This is a genomic window from Limnobaculum parvum (assembly GCF_003096015.2).
In the GTDB taxonomy this organism is placed as follows: Bacteria; Pseudomonadota; Gammaproteobacteria; order Enterobacterales; family Enterobacteriaceae; genus Limnobaculum; species Limnobaculum parvum.
Genome location: NZ_CP029185.2, coordinates 95,405 through 116,936, shown reverse-complemented (window position 1 = coordinate 116,936; position 21,532 = coordinate 95,405). Strand labels below are relative to the sequence as shown.

Sequence of the window (21,532 nt, the reverse complement as noted above, 5' to 3'; positions counted from 1 at the left end):
AGCTGATATATCTAACAAAGTAATCCTTACCATTCGTTATTCAACTTAATGCATCTGCTCAGAGATTAGCGCAAAGATCGTAAGTGGGTTTTCTTCCGTTAAGCCACCCTTTATCATCCTGCTGCTCTTCCTTTATGCCTGAGTAGATGACCTGTATTTTCCTCCTTATTTTTTATTGCAGTACAATTTAGATGTAAAAACAGCCACCTAACGGTGGCTGTTTTCTGTTTAATTACATAATGATGGTGTTAACCGTATTCTCGACCAGTAATTCAACGCTTGAGTTGCCAATAGTCCAGACGTTATAGGTATTACCCGCATACTGATAATCATGTTGTGACACTGTCCACTGACTGTCCTGACCACCGGACTGTTGCCACTGTTCGCGAACATTTTCGATCGCTACGGTAGAACCGTCTTCGCCATTGATAACCAGCGCCTTCTTATCACCGTGAACTGACAGCTCTTCAGAACCCATACGCAGAACATCATGCATAGATACGGTAATGGTGTTATGACCAGCACCCAGATCGAAGATTTCTACTGATGTTAATTTTTCCTGTACTGCGCTCAGGTATAAGTTGGCATACTGAGTTGACAGAGCCACAGTATCAGTACCTTCACCACCGTCTACCAGAGCAAAGTCCAATGACTGCAGATTGATCACATCATTACCCGCACCAGCCAGTACCTGATCCCCTTCACCCACATGGGCAAAAAGGTCATCACCAGCAGTACCCTGCATCACTTCACCATGTACCGGTGCTGGATTAAACGCTTCAAGAACCAAGGTATACGGTGCACTGGCTTCGCTCAGCACGCCTACGGCAGGATCTACCGCGACAACAGTCAGTTGGTTTTCACCCACTTCCAGCGCTGCAAACCCATAAGGACGCACGTTCCAGTTACCTTCGGCATCAACGACTGCCTGACCAATTTCGTGCTTACCATTGCTATCGTTGGTGTACACAATAACCACGTCACCCGCAGTACCTGTACCGCTAATAACCGGGCGAGCATCATCAGTACTAGCGCCAGAGGCAACGTTACCCACATCAGCACCCATATGGTCATACACGCCAGTAATGATTGGCGTTACCAAAGCGCGGCTTGGCTCCGGTTGTGGCTGTGGGTGCGGTTGAGGTTGCGGTTGCGGCTGTACTTCAGGCTGAGGCTGTGAAGTTGTGCCTACTTCAATAACTGTTGATCCAAACATAAAGTTATTGTTACCAAAACTATCCATTCCATGAATAGAAAGATTGTGTATACCTTCTGGCAGAGCATTGGCAGACAGGTTCCACAATCCATCTTCACCCACCAGAGTTTCACCGATCATTCTACCATTATCAAATAGCGTAATCATGCTGCCTGGTACACCCTCACCAGAAAAAGCAGGGGTAGAATCATAGCTGTTATCAATAAAATTAATATTCATTCTAAAACAATTCCTTATATTCCATGTGGGGAAATAGGCATTCCACTAAAGACGTAATGCTTAACTAAGCATTTTGATAGCGACAAACAAATGCCCTACCAGCACTATTTCCTCGCTCTAAACAGTAAAAACAACCTGAATAAAACAGGCTAACTTTTACCAATCCTGCGTGATTCACAACCAGTAAGGAGTTCTCCCTCCCCTTAACTGACATCAACTAAGTCAACGCACTTACTCAACGATTTTCATAGCTACGCCAGTGATACCCTATTATTTTAAATCACGGGCGCTACTAGTGGTTACTGCAATCCTAACGATGGAGAAACAGTAACTCAGCAGAGACATCCTGAGCTCTCTGCTCTTCTATACATTACTGTACTCGTTGTACCAACAGCACTTAATGAGGCGCGGTATCACTCAATGGATGGCCGCTGAATAAATTTTTATAAAACTAAAGCAACCGCCTTACGGCGGTTGCTTTTACTTAGTTACATAATGATTGGATTAACGGTGTTCTCAACCAGTACTTCGATACCTGAAGCACCAAGAGTCCAAACATTATAAGTATTACCCGCATGTTGGTAATGGCTTTGTGATATAGCCCACTGACCATCGCCACTCTCTAACTTCAGTGTGCTGCCCTCTTCACCATTGACGATAATCGCTTTATCACCGCTGTTGATTGCCAGCTCTTCTGAACCCAAGCGCAGAACATCATCCAGAGAGACTTTCATGGTGTTTTGGCCATCACCCATGTCGAAAATCTCCACTGAGTGCAACTTGTCTTTCAACATGCTCAGGTCTAACAGTTCACCTTTGGTCTCCAGAATCAGGGTGTCGATGCCCTCATCACCAGAAATAAAGTCGAAATCTGTTGAGGCCAATTTGATAACGTCGTTACCCGCTCCGCCCATAATGTTATCACCACTACCGACGCCAACAAAAGTATCGTTACCCAAACCACCCATCAAGATGTCTGCCTTATCAGTGCCAAACATCATGTCATCACCAGAGGTATACATTTGGCTGATAGACAGCAGTGACTTCAATCCTGACGATACGGAGGCCTTACTACCCAGTTCAACCTGATGGTTAGCCATTAGCGTAACGAGATCGGTCTTCACACCTTCCAGCGTTAATAGCAGCTCAGAGCCGTAAGCACCACCGGTACCATCACGGTCGATATACACTTGGGTGTTATCCCCGCTAGCAGTGACCTTCAGGTAATTGCCGATAGTTTCACCGGCAGCCATCGTCGCCACCCCGTTGATCCAACTGGCACCGCCACCGTAGCTGTATCCAACTAGCATATCTTTAACGTTGATACAGTCTGCATCTGGCGTTGCTTCCCAGGCCCCTAGAGTAAAGCCTTTCACGGTATCGCTGCCGTTTCCGCCACGACCATCACCATTCAGGTCAGGCAATACTTTGTACATCAGGGTATCGCGACCACCGTTGATCAGATGGAAAGTATCGTTACCCCCACGGCCTTCAAACACGTTATCACCACTGTTGTCGGTAAAGATGTCATTACCCGCAGCACCAGAAATCCCTTCGATATTGCTCAAGGTTACGGTGTTCCAACCGGTGACCTGCGCTCCGGCTTTCGACATATCAATGGTCAGTGCAGTATTACCCGCCAGTTTGAAGTCAACGATGTCCACACCACCAGTATTGGTCCAAGTCTTATAGTCGGACATCGTGGTGGTACCACCACCGCCTTCATACTTCTTAGTACCCTGAGTGGCCATAAAGGTATCGTTATAGCCCGTACCCACAATGCCACTACTCAGGGTATTAGAGGTGTTAGTACCCGCCTCAGCCGTCAGAACCAGTGCTTCGTTAGCCGCACCCGCCTTGATGTTGGCCCAACCCAGATTAACGTTCTCAATGGTGTTCGTTCCTACGCTCGCCACGCCACCGATATCCTGAGAAACCCCAGCCACATTGCGTAGCATCACAACGCTATAGGTCTCCGTTGGATTCAACCCGTAGAAGTCGACGATGCTGGTACTTTCGTTACCCTGCCCACCGGCCTGCGGGTTGATCATTTGAGTCGCGACTACTTTGCCTTTCGAGTCAATCAACTGCACCGTATTGCCATAGAATACGGTCAACCCTTGGGCATCAACAATACGCAGATGCAGGCTAGTGCCATCGGCAATAACGTTTTGATTATGCACATAGGTTGATTTGCCATTGGAGGTGAAAATCAGCAGATCTTTCGCACCATCATAATCCAGATCGATACTGATCATCCCGGTAACCGGGTTACCGCTCACGGTACCAGAACCACTGATACTACCGGTAAATACCTTGCCGGTACTGGCGCTGGCACCAAAAGTCGAGTTTGACTGTAGGTAGCTGGTGGAGAAACCTACCGTTCCGCCTGTGGTGGTATTGGTGTACATATTGATAGTACCGCCAGAGGAACCAATTTGTGGTGCCTCAACGATGTCCATCTTACCATCGCCATTCCAGTCCATCGTCAGGGAAGCGCCACCCAGCACAGTGTCATTGAACTTATAGGTGCCGGTAGAAGTACCAATACCGGTAGAGTTCGACGACATCAGATTACCCAGACCATCGTTAAAGTAGATAGTGCTGTTCTTCTCGGTGGTACTGTTACCATTGACTGAGCCAAGGAACAGGTCCATATAGCCGTCACCATTGAAATCGGCCCAAGTCATGGACGGTTCATTAGCCACATTCGGATCGCCCTGATAGCGGAACACATCGCTAATCATCTGCGATGTCGACAACTTACCGTTACCGTCATTCTTCGCAACAACTAAGCGATTACTACTACCATTAGTTGCACCGTTACCATCGGCTGCACCCAATTTATTGCTGCCAGAAGTGGCATGGAATACCACATCAATAGTACCGTTGTTATCCAAATCGACACCGGATAACTCTTGGTCAAATGTGGCGTTGCCGGTATTTTTACCGCCGTTAGCACGAGAATCGGTGTACCAGTCGTCCTTAATAAATACGCCGCCGTTATTGAAAACAATCTGTGAGTTGTAACCGCCTTCGGCATTCGCATCATTTGGCGTTTGGTCTCCCACTAACAAGTCAACATACCCGTCACCCATCAGATCGATAGCCACAACGCCGCCGTACCAACTATAGGTATTAGCTAAATCATCGCCGGCCTTGTAGGTGTCAGCCATTTGTTTAGCGGTATAGGTACCATCGGCGTTGTTGATGAACATCTGTTGACCATTGGAGTAGCGGCTATCGATACCCAGAATGTCCATATAACCATCGCGGTTAAAGTCAACAAAAGTGGCGTTTTGCACCATGTTCATGTCACCAGCACCATAACCCGCACCCCCGGTATTCGGCGTCAGAACGGTCATTTTAAACTCACCAATAGTGCTGTTACTGGTTGCGCTACTGTCCAATACCGCCTGATTGGTGAACAACTGCCAGCCACCCTGATTGTTCATGGTAACCGTCGTACCTTTGTTGTTACCGTCGACACCATCAACATCGATAATAACCGCCGGCGTTGGGGCAATAATCAGCTCATTGGCCGTCATATCCCAAGTACCAGTCTTGGTCGTGCTATTGATCTTCGCTGCAACTTCGTAAGTACCGACCGCCAGGGCATCCCCTGCCGGAAGCTGCACATACCAAGTAGAGTTCACCGTATCGACCACCACCACCCCCGTCAGGGAGCTGTAGGTTTTTCCATTCACCGTAACCGTCAGATACATACTGTCATCCAATGAGTACGGGATACGACCACTGATAATCGGGGTAGTATCTAGTGTCGTTTGAGCGTTGATTTCCACCACGCTGGTCAACTTAAACTCATCGGACATATCACCTTCAATATTGGCTGCGCTGACAACTGCCGAGGTGTAAATATGTTCCCGCCCACCGCTCAGGGAAGCCGTTGAAATCTCAAACTTCCAAGTTTGACCCGTGACCGTGACCGTACCGATTTCAATGCCATCTTCGAAAATGGCCACTCGATCTTTAGCCCCCAGCACTCCGATAATTTTTCCGTTCAGTACTGGCGTGCTGTCGTCAATATAAGCACCCGAGTTAAAGTCGCCTTGTGTTGGGCCAACGTTGTCAGTAACGGTCAAAATCTCAGACTTAGCAACAGGAATGTAGGTATCTATAGTGATGATGTACCCGGTAGTTGGAGGCGTCTTATTCCCCGCCAGATCCATCTCCACAGCCGTAAACTTATAACCACCGTCAGCCAGTGCGGTAGCTGGGTCCAGTTTCCAGTTGCCACTGCTGTCTACCGTGGTACGTCCCAACTCTTTTTTATTGCTGCCGTCTTTAGAGTTCTCGACATAAACAATAATGGTATCACCGGCGGTTGCGGTACCGTGAATAGTCGGGATATTGTCATCTGTCGCCCCACCGTCAGCTATTTCACCGGTTGATTTACCAACATTATCAGTAACACCCGTGATTTTTAGCTTACTGATATCCGGTATAGTGAAGTCCAGATTCAGAATGAAACTCGTCGATGCATCGCTGGTGTTACCCGCTTTATCCATCGCGGTGACCGTAAAGGTATGTGCACCTTCATCTAGACCAGATTCCGGCGTAAAGCTCCATGCCCCGGTATCACTGTTTGCGATCACTGACCCCAACAAACCGTCACCGTCATAGACCTTCACGATACTGCCCTTCTCGGCTTTACCGTTCAGGGTTGGTGTCGGATCATCCGTCCAGCCATTGTTCGCCAGCGTGTCCTGAATATCGCCCACGTCATCTTTTGCCGACTCAATGGTTGGCTTCTCTGGTTTGATCGTATCCACCAAGAACACAAACGGTGTAGTTGCCGCACTGGTATTACCCGTTTTATCGGTGGCGGTTGCCGTGATGCTGTGGCTGTTCTCACTCAGATCCGTTGATGGGGTAAAGCTCCAAGTACCATCCGCCTTCACCGTGGTGGAGCCCAGCAGCGTACTCTCGTTGTCATACACCTTGATAATGCTGTCGAGTTTACCTTCACCGATAATTTCCGGACGGGCGTCATTGGTCACCCCATTCTGGGCAATATCACCGGTTATAGCGGCAACATCATCCACCAGATGCGTAATTTTCACCGTTACTTTGCTGGTATCAATGGTCAGTTTAAAATCATCCGTTGCCGCGCCGGTGTTGCCTGCCGGATCGGTCACTTTGGTGGTAAAGGTATAGTCACCATCTTTCAGTGCCACACTCGGCGTCAGTTGCCAGTTGCCGTTACTGTCCACCGTGGTGACACCCACCACCGTCGAGCCGTTATATACCGTTACGGTACAGTTGGCTTCCGCCTTACCGCTAAAGGTTGGCGTGCTGTCATCGGTGGTATCACCGCTGGTCAGTGCCCCAGTAGAGCTCCCTTCGTTATCGGTGACCACCAGATTTTCTGCTTTACCCGGAGGCGTCGTATCCACAGTGAAATCAAAAATACCGGTCTTAACGCTGCTCTGACCAACAGTGTTGATAGCATCTGCCTGAATAGTGTACAAACCATCCTTCAGCGCCGGTGATGGCGTAAAGGTCCACTGGCTGTCCGCCCCGACTTTCACCGAACCAATCGCCACGCCATTGTTGTAAATAGTCACGATACCATTAGCTACTGCGCTACCTACCAGCGTTGGCGTGTTGTCATTCGTGACCGCACCTTTTTGTATTGCCACGACCGCATTGTCGGCATTGCCCACATTGTCTTCCACTCGGGTGATCACCGGCGGCTCTGGCGGCGTAATACTGACTGAAATGCTGTATTCCGCACTTGGCCCCGCCTTATTGCCTACCGGATCGATTTCCATCGCCGATAAATCATTTTTGCCCGGCAATAATGGTGAAACAGGTTTCAGGCTCCACTTACCGTCGTCACCCACAGTGGTACTACCAATTACATTCTTACCGGAACTGTCTTTAGAGGAGACAATAATCACATCTCCTTTGGTACCCGTGCCGCTGATGGTTGGACGGGTGTCATCGGTGGTTTCACCCGCCAGTACGGTACCGGTTTTTAACCCAACCTGATCGTCTACATCGGTGATTTTCAGCTTGCTGATGTCCGGAATGGTGAAGTCCATATTCAGAACGAAATTGTTGGATGCGTCGCTGACATTACCCGCTTTGTCCGTGGCGGTGACCGTAAAGGTATGTGCGCCTTCTGCTAGGCCTGATTCTGGTGTAAAGCTCCATGTGCCCGTACTGATGTTAGCCACGACTGAACCCAGCAGACCGTCGCCGTCGTAAACCTTCACGATGCTGCCCTTCTCGGCTTTGCCGCTCAGGGTTGGCGTCGGGTCATCCGTCCAGCCGTTGTTCACCAGAGTGCCTTGCATATCACCTACGTCATCTTTTGCTGACTCGATGGTTGGCTTCTCTGGTTTGATCGTATCCACCGAGAACACAAACGGCGTGGTGGCCGCACTGGTGTTACCCGCCTTGTCGGTGGCCGTCGCCGTGATGCTGTGACTGTTCTCACTCAGATCCGTTGATGGGGTAAAGCTCCAAGTACCATCCGCCTTCACCGAGGTGGAGCCCAGCAGCGTACTCTCGTTGTCATACACCTTGATAATGCTGCCGACTTTACCTTCACCGATAATTTCCGGACGGGCATCGTTGGTTACGCCGTTTGGTGTGATATCACCGGTAATGGCGGCAACATCATCCACCAGATGCGTAATTTTCACCGTTACTTTGCTGGTATCAATGGTCAGTTTAAAATCATCCGTTGCCGCGCCGGTGTTGCCTGCCGGATCGGTCACTTTGGTGGTGAAGGTATAGTCACCATCTTTCAGTGCCACACTCGGCGTCAGTTGCCAGTTGCCGTTACTGTCTGCCGTGGTGACGCCCACCACTGTCGAGCCGTTATATACCGTTACGGTACAGTTGGCTTCCGCCTTACCGCTAAAGGTTGGCGTGCTGTCATCGGTGGTATCACCGCTGGTCAGTGCCCCGGTAACGCTGCCTTCATTATCAGTGACCACCAGATTTTCTGCTTTACCTGGAGGCGTCGTATCTACCGTGAAATCAAAAATACCGGTCTTAACGCTGAGCTGACCAATCGGATCGCTGGCATCGGCCCGGATAGCGTATGTTCCATCCTTCAGCGCCGGCGATGGCGTAAAGGTCCACTGGCTGTCCGCCCCAACTTTCACTGAACCAATTGCCACATCATTGTTGTAAATGGTCACAATACCGTTGGCTACCGCAGTACCCACTAGCGTTGGCGTGTTGTCATTCGTGACCGCACCTTTTTGTATTGCTACGACGGCATTGTCGGCATTACCCACATTGTCTTCCACCCGGGTGATCACCGGCGGCTCTGGCTGTGTAATACTGACTGAAATGCTGTATTCCGCGCTTGGCCCCGCCTTATTGCCTACCGGATCGATTTCCATCGCAGAGAAATCATTTTTGCCCGGCAGTAATGGTGAAACAGGTTTCAGGCTCCACTTACCGTCGTCACCCACAGTGGTACTACCAATCACATGCTTACCGGAACTGTCTTTGGTGGAGACAATAATCACATCCCCTTTGGTACCCGTGCCGCTGATGGTTGGACGGGTGTCATCGGTGGTTTCACCCGCCAGTACGGTACCGGTTTTCAACCCAACCTGATCGTCTACATCGGTGATTTTCAGCTTGCTGATGTCCGGAATGGTGAAATCCATATTCAGAACGAAATTGTTGGATGCGTCGCTGACATTACCCGCTTTGTCCGTGGCGGTGACCGTAAAGGTATGCTCGCCTTCCGCCAAGCCTGATACCGGTGTAAAGCTCCATGTACCCGTATCGCTGTTTGCGATAACTGACCCCAACAGACCGTCGCCGTCATAGACCTTCACGATGCTGCCCTTCTCGGCTTTGCCGCTCAGGGTTGGCGTCGGATCATCTGTCCAGCCGTTGTTCACCAGAGTGCCTTGCATATCGCCCACGTCATCTTTTGCTGACTCGATGGTTGGCTTCTCTGGCTTCAGCGTATCCACCGAGAACACAAATGGCGAAGTTGGTGCGCTGGTATTACCCGCCTTGTCGGTGGCCGTCGCCGTGATGCTGTGACTGTTCTCACTCAGCGCTGTTGCTGGGGTAAAACTCCAAGTACCATCCGCTTTCACCGTGGTGGAGCCCAGCAGCGTACTCTCGTTGTCATACACCTTGATAATGCTGCCAAGTTTACCCTCGCCGATAATTTCTGGGCGGGCATCGTTGGTTACGCCGTTTGGTGTGATATCACCGGTAATGGCGGCAACATCATCCACCAGATGCGTAATTTTCACCGTCACTTTGCTGGTATCAATGGTCAGTTTAAAATCATCCGTTGCCGCGCCGGTGTTACCTGCCGGATCGGTCACTTTGGTGGTGAAGATATAGTCACCATCTTTCAGTGCCACACTCGGCGTCAGTTGCCAGTTGCCGTTACTGTCTGCCGTAGTGACGCCCACCACTGTCGAGCCGTTATATACCGTTACGGTACAGTTGGCTTCCGCCTTACCGCTAAAGGTTGGCGTGCTGTCATCGGTGGTATCACCGCTGGTCAGTGCCCCGGTAACGCTGCCTTCATTATCAGTGACCACCAGATTTTCTGCTTTACCTGGAGGCGTCGTATCTACCGTAAAATCAAAAATACCGGTCTTAACGCTGAGCTGACCAATCGGATCGCTGGCATCGGCCCGGATAGCGTATGTCCCATCCTTCAGCGCCGGCGATGGCGTAAAGGTCCACTGACTGTCCGCCCCAACTTTCACTGAACCAATTGCCACATCATTGTTGTAAATGGTCACAATACCGTTGGCTACCGCAGTACCCACCAGCGTTGGCGTGTTGTCATTCGTGACCGCGCCTTTTTGTATTGCCACGATGGCATTATCGGCATTACCCACATTGTCTTCCACCCGGGTGATCACCGGTGGTTCTGGCGGTGTAATACTGACTGAAATGCTGTATTCCGCACTAGGTCCCGCCTGATTGCCCACCGGATCCACTTCCATCGCGGTAAAATCATTTTTACCCGGTAACAGTGGTGAGGTTGGTTTCAGGTTCCACTTGCCGCTTGCATCCACAATAGCGCTACCGATCTCATGCTTACCGGAGCTGTCCGTCGTGAACACAATAATAGTGTCCCCTTTGGTGCCGGTACCGCTGATGGTTGGACGCGTATCATCCGTGGTTTCACCCGGCTTCACGGTACCGGTTTTTAGTCCAGCCTGATCGTCCACATCGGTGATTGTCAGTTTGCTGACATCCGGTACGGTGTAATCGGTAATCAGAGAGAAGTCCGCTGACGGCTTGCTGGTATTACCCGCTGCATCGGTGGCGGTAGCATGGAACTTGTGTGCGCCTTCAATAATTGGTGTGACGGGCGTGAAGTGCCACTCGCCAGTGGTATCGTCTGCGACGGTCGAACCTAACAGAATGCTGCCGTCATACACCTTCACGATGCTGCCGTTTTCAGCCTTACCGCTCAGGGTTGGCGTCGGGTCATCCGTCATACTGCCGCTGGTTAGTTGACCCTGCATTGAACCTACGTCATCTTGCGCGGATTCAATGGTTGGGATCTCTGGCGCTACGATATCTACCGAGAATGTAAACGCTGAACTCGGCTTGCTGGTGTTGCCCGCTTTATCAGTCGCGGTAGCCGTAATACTGTGGGCTCCCTGACTCAGATCGGAGGATGGTGTAAAGCTCCAACTACCGTCAGACTTAGCCGTAGTAGAGCCCAGCAACGTACCGCCATTGTCATACAGATTAATAATGCTGCCAGATTTCCCTGTCCCGATAATTTCAGGACGGACATCATCGGTTACGCCTGCCGGAGTGATATTACCGGTGATACTTCCGACGTTATCGACCAGTCGAGTGATACTCACTAAAACATCACTGGTATCAATGGTGATATTCACTTCAGGGCTTGCCACGCCGGTGTTACCGGCTTTGTCGGTGACTTTAGTGCTGAACGTATAGTCGCCATCAGTCAGTGATTCACTCGGCGTAAACGACCATTTACCATCCATATCCGCTTTGGTTGAACCAATGGCAGAGCCCTTATCGTAAACCGTAACCACACTGCCAGCTTCAGCCTTGCCTTCAAAGGTTGGGGTATTGTCGTCGGTAGTATCTCCGTTAACCAGTACGCCGGTGTAATCGCCAACGTTGTCTTTGATAACCAGATTTTCTACCGCACTTGGTGCCTTCGTATCTACTTCAAAGTCGAAGTCACCCGTAGGTTTGCTGGTCTGACCGATGGCGCTGGTAGCCGTTGCGGTTATAGTGTGTTTACCATCAACCAATTCGGTCACAGGTGTAAACGTCCAGACCCCTTTACTATCGGATACCACTGACCCTAACAGCGTAACCCCATCATAAACGCGCACGGTATGACCTGCTTGTGCAGTACCCACGATGGTTGGTTTATTATCGTCAGTAACATCACCTTTTTGCAGCGGCTCAGTGATTGGCCCTACATCATCCAGTACGTTGACGATAGTAGGATCAAGCGGTTTGCTCACATCCAGTTTGATACTGTAGGGTGCACTTGGGTCAGTGCTATTGCCTACCGGATCCATTTCAATGGCGGTAAATTCATTATTGCCCGGCAGTAATGGAGAAACAGGTTGCAGGCTCCACTTGCCGTTAGCATTTACCGTCGTGCTACCAATTTCATGGTTACCCTCGGCATCTTTGGCATATACCACAATGGTGTCACCAGCAGTACCAGTACCGCTGATAGTAGGACGACTGTCATCCGTTGAACCACCACTGGTAATATTGCCGGTAATCTCTCCAACCTTATCATCGACACCCGTAATCGCTAACTTAGCGCCATCCGGGCTGGTGTAATCGGTAGTCAACAAGAAGTCCGCTGATGGCTTGCTAATATTGCCTGCGGCATCCGTTGCGGTGACGCGGAACTTATGTTCACCTTCAGAAATAGGGGTTGCTGGTGTAAAACTCCACTCGCCGTTTACGCCATCCGCAACAACAGAACCTAATAGAATGATGCCATCATACACCGTGACGATACTGCTTTTTTCTGCTTTGCCGGTCAGGGTTGGCGTAGAGTCATCGGTTATACCACCGCTGCTAAGTTGGCCCTGTATTGAACCGACATCGTCTTTTGCCGATTCGATAGTAGGAATTGACGGTGCCGAAATATCGACGATAAATTCGAATACAGCAGTTGGACTACTCACATTTCCAGACAGATCGGTCGCCGTTGCGGTAATACTGTGCTTACCTTCTTTTAAATCATTTTCCGGCGTAAAGCTCCAAGTCCCATCGGCTTTGACGGTGGTTTGCCCCAGCAGCGTCTTACCATCATAAATCTTAACTAGGCTACCAACTTTACCCTGCCCAATGATTTCTGGACGTGTATCATCCGTTGTACTATTAGGTTTTATACTACCGGTGATATCGCCGACGTTGTCAATTAACGCGCTAATACTGATCAGAACTTTGGAGGTATCAATAATAACCGACAGCCCCGTACCTTCTGCATTAGTATTCCCGGCTTTATCCGTCACCGTTGCGGTAAATTCGTGCTTACCATCCGGTAGTGCCGAACTCGGAACGAATACCCAATCCCCTTCAGAATCAACCTTCGCTTCACCAATCTTATTGCCATTATCATAAATGGTGACCGTGGTCTCAGCGCCAGCCTTACCACTGAAGGTTGGCGTACTGTCATCCGTGGTATCTCCGTTGCTTAATGGCCCCTGTTGCTCACCGACGTTATCGCTGACCACGAGGCTTTCTATCGCATCCGGTAATTTGGTATCTACTTCAAAGTCAAAAATACCGGTAGGTTTACCGGTCCGTCCGTCAGGATTGGTTGCTGTCGCAGTAATGCTGTGCTTACCATCAGCCAATGCGGTTGTTGGTGTTAATGTCCAGACACCTTTACTATTCGCTACCGCTGAACCCACCAGCGATACACCATCATAAACACGAACGGTATGACCCGCTTCAGCCGTACCGGTAATGGTGGGTTGATTATCGTCAGTAATGCTGCCTTTTTGCAGCGGCCCTTTAATTGGGCCAACATCATCCAGTATGTTAACAATGACGGGTTCAATAGGTTTAACAATATCCAAATTAATGCTGTATGGATCGCTTGGCGTAGTGGCATTACCTACCGGATCGCTTTCAACGGCAGTGAACTGGTTATTTCCTGGCAGCAACGGGCTCATCGGTTGCAAGCTCCACTTGCCATCAGCATCAACCAGCGTGCTACCAATTTCATGGTTCCCCGTCGCATCTTTCACGTACACCACGATGGTGTCACCTGCAGTACCGGTACCGCTAATGGTTGGGCGGGTATCATCCGTCATACCATTGTTGATGACATTACCGGTAGTCGCACCTTCTTGATCGTCAACACCGGTAATTGCCAGCTTGCTGCGATCGGGTGGGGTATAGTCGGTTGTCAGCGTAAAGTCTGCTGATGGCTGGCTGGTATTTCCGGCCTTATCTGTCGAGGTAATATGAAACGAATGCTTACCTTCTGAAATAGGTTTAGCCGGTGTAAAACTCCACTCACCGGTTATCCCGTTGGCAACCGCAGAACCTAACAGTGTTGAACCATCGTACACCTTCACGATACTGTTTATCTCGGCTCTACCGATCAGCGTTGGCGTTGAGTCATCGGTCATTCCACCGTTGTTCAATCGGCCCTGAATAGTACCCACATCATCAATAGCAGCATCAATGGTCGGCATCACCGGCGAGGTTGTATCGACGGTAAAATCAAAGGTTGATGAAGTCGGGCTGATATTGCCGGCCTTATCCGATTCTGTGATAGTTATTTGATAGTCACCGTCGGCTAAATCTGTTGCAGGGGTAAAACTCCACTTCCCCTGAGCGTCGATAATCGTTTTTCCGGACTCTTTACCATTAATATAAATCGTGATGGTATCACCAGGTTCCCCAGTCCCTCTCATTTCTGGGCGGGCATCATCCGTTACATCACCATTAGCAATCGGGCCCTGAATAGCGCCAACATCATCAATAATTTCGCCAAACAGAGGCTTTGATGGCGCTGAAGTATCAACGGTAAAGGAGAAATCATCCGATGGCGCGCTGGTTAAGCCAGAAGGGTTCGTTTGGGTAATGGTAATCTTATGATCGCCTTCGCTTAATGCAACAGCAGGCTTAAAGCTCCACTGACCATTCGCGGCAACAACCGTATTACCAATGGCATTACCGTTATCATAAATGGTGATGGTATTACCGGCATCACCGGTACCATAAATGGTCGGATTTTTTTCATCCGTTGAAGAGCCATAAACAATAGGGCCAGTAATGTCGCCAGTCGCATCCATTGCCCCACTAAGGGTTGGCACTGAAGCCGGTTGTGGTGCGGGTGGCGAGCTGTTGTCATCATCGTTATTGAAAGCCACCGCGGCTAATGCACCCAGCGCGGCTACGCCAAGAAACCAAGGCCATAATGCCAGCAAATCAAAATCATGGTCCGTGTCGTTAAAGAGATATGCACCATCACCTAAAGGCATGCCACCCAGCGCGACGGCAGAAAAAGCCCCATTCTCAAATTGGTAACCTTCACCCAATGAAGAGCCATCCGTCACCACATAGGCATAAAGTTGACCATCCTCAGCCATACCTAATAGGGGTTCATTGTTGCCAGAAACGTAATAGTCCTGAATAACGATAGCGGGGGCAGAGTCACCTTCTAAAACAACATACAGATCATCACCATTACGCTGTAGAGTCACGTTTTCCGGGGCATAGTTATCGTTTTTATTTTTTAACAGATATTTGCAGCCCGGCTGGATTTTAATCTTGATAGGTTTCCCTGCATTAAGAGAAATAACCTGTGAGGTACTACTTCCTGAATTGACCAATAAGCTGACATTATTATTCATACGAGAATAGCTCCTTATCCCTATTCATTCCCAGAAAAACATGGTTAGGCAAAAAACCATAACCAAAAAAATTATAAAATTTGCGGTCTAAAATCCGCATATTAAAAATGGTCGACATAATAACTTAAAACCCCGCTTAAACTCCACAAAAAATAACAAATAAAATGTTGTTTATTTTATATAAAAATAAGTTGATTTCGTTAATTTTCATATAAACTCAATTGCAAAAATAAAATAAAATACATTAATAATCAATTACTTGGATAAATAAACAAATAAAACAACTAAGGCGATTCAATAAAGAAATATCTTTATTAAAATAAAAAACAATCCGCTTTTATATTAAATCTAACAAGTAGTCATTAAAATTGTATGAGATTTGAAATAAATTAAAAAATTACAGATTAAATTAGTTATTTTAAAATTAAAAAACAACGCAATAATGATAAATAAAAATAATTAAATATAATTTATTGCTATTTTTAACACGTGATATAAGAATTTCATTTTTAAAATGATGCTAAATGAAAGAAATATTTTAAATCACTTTTAATACAATGAATTACAAAAAATCATTGAGCATTTATGCTATAAAAAACTCAGTTTAAAAAAATTAAAATTCAATTAAATCATTTGAAAAGCGTAAAAACATGATGTTTTAAAAAAAAAAAACGAGATTGGTAAACGCTTGTTAATGTCAATTACATAAGAAATATAACTAATGAAAACCAATAAAAATTAATTTAAACAAGGATTAATCACCCCACCAGCCATATAAAAAACACACAATTACAAAACATTAGCTCAAAAATCAATCGGAATTAAATTACTTCAAAATCAAAACATTCAGATAAATTAACTTTTAAAAAATAAATTAAGAATTTATATCTATTTTTATCAAAATTAGATCCGCATCAACGCTTGAGCACCAAACGACGGATTGAGACAATGATGCGGCCTAACCCGCAGCGGCCTCTTTCAAACGGTATCAGTTAATAGGGATAGAGGATGAGTACATACAAAACGACCTGAATTACAGGTGATTTCTATTTCAACGCTCGTCAGGCAACCATCGATTTATCAATAACGGGGGCCATTTGTACAAAAATGGATCGGCTTGGCTGCAATACCGCAGACATGATCCACATTGTTGATGCGTGCTATAAAAAGGGGATCGCCATTCGATTTCTGGAGAATGGACTGAGTACTGAAGGTACTATGGGGAAGATGGTGATTCAGATATTTGCGGCTGTAGCTGAACGTATTCTGGAACGCACCAATAATGGCAGAGTAGCTGCTATGGCTACCGGTGTCAGATTTGGTAGAAAACCCCACCCGACAACCTCCTCAGCTCAGGCTCTAATCAAGCAGGAGCTTTCTTTTAAGGCTGTCCAGAAGAAAACGGGAATTTCCCGTGCTACTTATTTCAGGTTAAAACGAAACTAATTTTGACATCTTATTTTGGGGTTTTCTGCCGGTGGAACCACAGGCTTGATACTCGCAGGAGGCAAGCCGACTCTTACTCGCCTTGCGGAATACTGCGCGAAGCGTCCCAACGACCATCATGTCTGCGAAGCAAAGGGACACATCAGACTGGATCGTCCCGAACTCTCCCCATCAGCCGATCTGCGTATTCGGTCATTCGTCCTACTCGCTCCCTTAAGTGTCATTTTTACCCCAGAGGGATTGAAGCCTATTAAGTCACCGTTACTTATTTTTGTCGGGGATAAGGATGAAGAATTATCTCCTGATGATAACGCGATAGCATTGGCGAAGAGTACAGCGGCTTGGTTACAGATCATCCCCAACGCTGGTCATTTCATATTCTTATCACCGTGCTCACCTGATATGAGCCGTGCAATGCCGGATTTATGTGCCGATGGTAAAGGTATGGATCGTGTCGCGATCCATCAACGCATCAATGTTGAGATAACAACCTTCTTCAACAAATCGCTTGGCATAAAATAGCTGAGAGATGATAAGCGAGTTTTTTTAGCCATTGCCTGTATCCTTTTTGATTTAATACGTTATCGAAATATAAGCATTTACACAATTTTCAGGACAGGCCCATTGGAAGACGAATGCTCACGCTACCAGCGGTTATCATGAAATGAAATTTTTTCTTATTAAATTTTAATTGAAACAATAGATTGCCTCCTTAATGTGGTTTTTTACTTCAATGGCCCTCAAACCCCATAAAAGATTAAATGATAATAAAAAGTCACTCACCCATTATGTTAGTGGTTACTTACACTGAAGAAAAAAAGGAGCAGCCATCTAGGCTGCTCTCTAATCAATCACATTCACGTTTAAGCAATGACCACTAATAGAAAATAGCCAACTAAAATATAACGTTGGCTTTATCTTAATCAAGTTGATATCCGTTCTAGATGCTTAATATGATGTTGTACCGTTGAGAGTCGCACTCTGATTTCGTTACTAATCTGCTCCGGCGTCAGATCATTGGAAAGCAAACGTTCAACCAGAGCAACAATGTTCTGCTCTTTGCCCTTATAGATATAGTTAGTTTGAAATGTCTTTTTGCATAACGCACAGTAATAACGCTGGTGGCCCGACTTAGCAATGCCATGCTTTTTCACGCTATCCGCTTCGCTACAGTGGTGACAAATAGGAATATATCTTTTCATTATTAACCTCCATATGGTAACAAAACCAGTCCATCAAACTTACTCAATATCAGAGACTGACTTAACTTCTAAGCGGCGCTATTTTCCCGTCATTAATCGCGCCTTCAATCACTCATCGATGGCATTCCCAGCCACCCCAACAACATTGCCGATTCAGTCATGATGCTGATATTGGCGGTATACCCATCAAACTCGTTGTTAATTGCCGAAATTTGGTTATTAAAATGGTCATTCTCTGCGGTAAGCACATCCAGAAGTGAGCGCTTACCCAAGTAGTACCACTGTTCATAGAACATATTTCTGACCCGGTCTGTCTCTGATGACAGTGCCCGGAACTCTTTTGCGCGTTCAAAGGCGGAATCCCGTGACTGGATCATGCTGCGGATTTTGTATTTCAGTTCCAACACAGTGGTCTCGAACTGCATTTGAGTCGCTTGTGCACGTTGCACCGCAGCGGCCTGAGAGGCAGAAGCAGACCCCCCGGTAAACAGATCCCACTCTACGTTGACTCCGGTATACCAGGCCTGCTCATCACCGTTACTGTCTCTGGCGGAACTTTTTGACACCACCCAGTTAATATTCGGGTAGCTGGATGATTTGATGGCATCAGCTTTATGCAAGCTGGCCTGAACATCTGCCTTCGCTCGTTGAATCTGCGGGTGATGGTCCAGCGCAGTCAAAATAGTTTGAGTCGACAGCGCAGAATCATCCCATTGCAAGTTTTCCGGTATCTGAACTTCTCGTCCTAACAGTCGGGTCATTTTGATTTGGGTGTCGCGCCAACTGCTTTCCAGTTGCTGAACGTTGGTCTGGGCTTGGAGCAGTTTAGAACGGGCCTGAACCAGCTCACTGCCCCGGCCTTTATCGGTCTGGGTGATTTGCGACAGCATATCCACCAGATCCAGCATCCGTTTCTCATAAGCTTTCGCAACCTTGATGTCTTTCTGGAATTTATTTAACTCCAGCAGTCCTTCGATGGTCTGATAAGCGATCTGATTGCGAGTTAGCTTCACCAACTGTAAGGAAGATTTCGACAGTTCTTCCGCACTTTGGATACCGCTGCCAGTTTTACCAAAGTCATACACCGTGGTAGTCACCGAAACGGAACCGCTGGTATCACCAATATCGGAAGAGTGATTATTTTTGGAGCCACTACCGAAACTGGAAACTGGCGAGTTAGCGCCCACTTTCACCTGCGGCCAACGGGTCCCTTTAATTTCATCTACATCATATTTGGCGGCGGTAAATGCGGCCTGAGCGTTGCGAATTTCCGGGCTGAAATTCAGAGCCTGACGTACGGTACTTTTTACAAACTCAATAGATGGAGTGTCTTTACCTGCAACCGGCAGTTTGGTGGCATATCCGAAAGCCTTCTCGTTGATCTCAGCACCTTGTCCCTCTTCTGGCGAGGTCAGCGAGGTATCCGTTACTACCCAGTTCAGAATATCCTGCTCGGTTGCAGTTTCTGCGCTGTTACCAACGACAGGTTTAACTGCCGTGGTTTGCATTACCGGCACGGATTGTGTGACCGGGCGGGTATCCACCAATGCTTTGGAGGATGCCGATTTACTTGCCGGCGGGATGTCATCCATCTGGTCTGAAATATCGGTAAAAGCAAGCTGCTCGGTGTCATGATTATCGGAACCTTTTACCGATGCGGCTGGCTGTCCGACCGTCACGGTTGCAACGGTTTGTTTCAGATTTTGTTCTGCTACAACCACCGGCGCTGGCGTACTGCTTGCTACCGCTTTTGGTGCGTTATCTGTCGCGTCAATATCCATCAGCTCCAATACCTGATTATCATGGCCTGATGGCTGACGGACTGGTTCTGGTGTTGGCTGATCTGGCGTCTCCTGCACCCAACCTTTATTACTACTGGCAGTAGAAACAGGTACCGCAGCGGGCTTACTGCCTGTCGACCAGCGATGACCGTCACGGCCTACCGTCGCCACCGGAGCGGCTGGAGGCACAACAATTGCTGGCGTCACTTCACGAGCCGGAGTGGCAGAAACGGGTGTTGGCATCACCATCACCGGTTCAGTCTGTGCCACCAGCATATCAACCGCTTTAGGTTTGACCGCCGGTGGCGGCGGCTGATTTACCGCACCCGCACGACGCCCCGGCTGCAAGGCCTGTAATAATTTATCGTCCACCTGCGCTGACATGGCGGTAGTCACCGTCACTGATAAGGAGAGCGTCAGCAGGGCCAGTTGTTTCATCTTCATATTTTTCTTACCGCTCCCGGAACGCTTCTCTGGCCTTTAACACTGGTTTCAAGATGTAATCCAGTATGGTTTTCTCTCCTGTTCTGATTTCTACCGTGGCTATCATGCCCGGCATAATGGGGAAAACTTTGTCTTTGGCGGTCAGTGCGGCTTTGTCAGTACGTACTAACACCCGATAATAGGTAGTATCACCACGCCCCTGACGCATTTTGTCTTCGTCTTTCAGGGTGTCGGCACTGATATGTTCTAGCGTGCCGCTTAAACCGCCGTAAATGGCGTAGTCATAGGCGGTAATTTTGACGGTAGCTTTCAATCCGGGGTGTAGGAATGCCACATCTGACGGTTTGATTTTCGCTTCCACCAGCAGTTGGTCTTCCAGTGGGATAATCGCCATGATCTCGCCACCCTGTTGGATAACCCCGCCGACGGTGGTCACTTTGATGTTATTCACCGTGCCGCGCACCGGGGCTACGATAGTGGTACGGTTCATTACGTCTTCACGGGCCGCCACGTTCTCCACGCTCTGTGCCAGCTCGCTTTCAAATTTGTTCAGTTCGGCGTTGGCCTCAGAGCGGAATCGGTTCTGACGCTCGGCAATTTGCAGGCGGAACTCGTTGGCCTGACGGCGCATTCTTAACAGTTCCACTTCCGACATCAGCCCTTTTTTCATCAACGGTTCGGACAAATTGATCTCGTCTTCCGCCAGCTTCAGGCTGGTTTGCAGGGTTTTTACGCTCTCGTCCAGCGTCTGCTTACGGGCGCTGTAGGCCTGAGTTTCATCGTTTACTACCGAGGGCAATGCCATCACGTCCGCCGGGAACGCCAGCGGAGTGCCGTAAGCTTCGGCCCGCAGGCGAGCAATGGTCGCTCTCAGGCCAATCACTTTAGAAACCCCTTCGCGGTATACGGCTCCGGCGCGGGTTGGATCAATTTTCAGCAGCACCTGACCTTTCTCAACAATGTCCCCTTCGCGCACGTTCAGCTCTTCCAAGATCCCGCCCTCCAGACTCTGGATAATCTGCTCACGGCTGGCGGGAATAATCCGCCCCTCTCCCAGAGTGATCTCCTCCACCCGCGCAAACTTCGCCCAGACAATGGCGATAATCAGGATCGCGCCGATTAGGTACAGCATGATCAGGCTGAACGGCGTCTTCTGCTCAATCAGCGCTTCCTGCAGGTCGCGCATAAAAGGCAGATCGCTGCTTTTTACTTTTCCTGTTGGTGCCGGTAGTCCACCACCCACTTTTTGTATCTTGTCTGTCATTGAACCGTATTCTCCGGCGCTATCCGCGCCATCTGTTGCTATCCATTACTGACGTCCTTGTCGATAACGAGTGGACTCTTGCCGCTCGCTATCTA

Annotated in this window: 7 protein-coding genes; 2 read left to right on the top strand and 5 right to left on the bottom strand. The window is 48.3% G+C overall.

The window, feature by feature from the left end; all coding sequences use genetic code 11:
* Positions 1-232: 232 nt before the first annotated feature.
* Together HYN51_RS00140 and HYN51_RS00135 are read right to left on the bottom strand one after the other, a co-directional pair.
* Positions 233-1,435 carry an Ig-like domain-containing protein gene (locus HYN51_RS00140; protein ID WP_108900989.1) on the bottom strand — a complete coding sequence of 401 codons (1,203 nt, stop codon included), beginning with the start codon at positions 1,433-1,435 and terminating at the stop codon, positions 233-235.
* A 488-nt stretch (positions 1,436-1,923) separates the two neighbouring features.
* Positions 1,924-15,300: an Ig-like domain-containing protein gene (locus HYN51_RS00135; protein WP_108900988.1), complete on the bottom strand. Its 13,377-nt coding sequence runs from the start codon at positions 15,298-15,300 to the stop codon at positions 1,924-1,926.
* Between the two features lie 1,107 nt (positions 15,301-16,407).
* Here HYN51_RS00135 and HYN51_RS00130 point away from each other — a divergent pair.
* Together HYN51_RS00130 and HYN51_RS00125 are read left to right on the top strand one after the other, a co-directional pair.
* Complete coding sequence (locus HYN51_RS00130) at positions 16,408-16,746, top strand: recombinase family protein (protein WP_230513995.1); 339 nt, start codon at positions 16,408-16,410, stop codon at positions 16,744-16,746.
* A gap of 45 nt (positions 16,747-16,791) precedes the next feature.
* Entirely contained in the window at positions 16,792-17,268 is a 477-nt protein-coding gene (locus HYN51_RS00125) for an alpha/beta hydrolase family protein (protein WP_108900987.1), read from the top strand.
* A gap of 401 nt (positions 17,269-17,669) precedes the next feature.
* Here HYN51_RS00125 and HYN51_RS00120 read toward each other — a convergent pair whose 3' ends face one another.
* From HYN51_RS00120 to HYN51_RS00110, 3 genes are all read right to left on the bottom strand, one after another.
* A complete protein-coding gene (locus tag HYN51_RS00120; RefSeq protein WP_108900986.1) occupies positions 17,670-17,948 on the bottom strand; it encodes a transposase-like zinc-binding domain-containing protein in 279 nt (92 codons plus the stop codon).
* A gap of 104 nt (positions 17,949-18,052) precedes the next feature.
* Positions 18,053-20,173 carry a TolC family protein gene (locus HYN51_RS00115; protein WP_108900985.1) on the bottom strand — a complete coding sequence of 707 codons (2,121 nt, stop codon included), beginning with the start codon at positions 20,171-20,173 and terminating at the stop codon, positions 18,053-18,055.
* Between the two features lie 7 nt (positions 20,174-20,180).
* Positions 20,181-21,437, bottom strand: a complete 1,257-nt coding sequence (locus tag HYN51_RS00110; protein ID WP_108900984.1) for an HlyD family type I secretion periplasmic adaptor subunit — start codon at positions 21,435-21,437, stop codon at positions 20,181-20,183.
* Between the last annotated feature and the right edge of the window lie 95 nt (positions 21,438-21,532).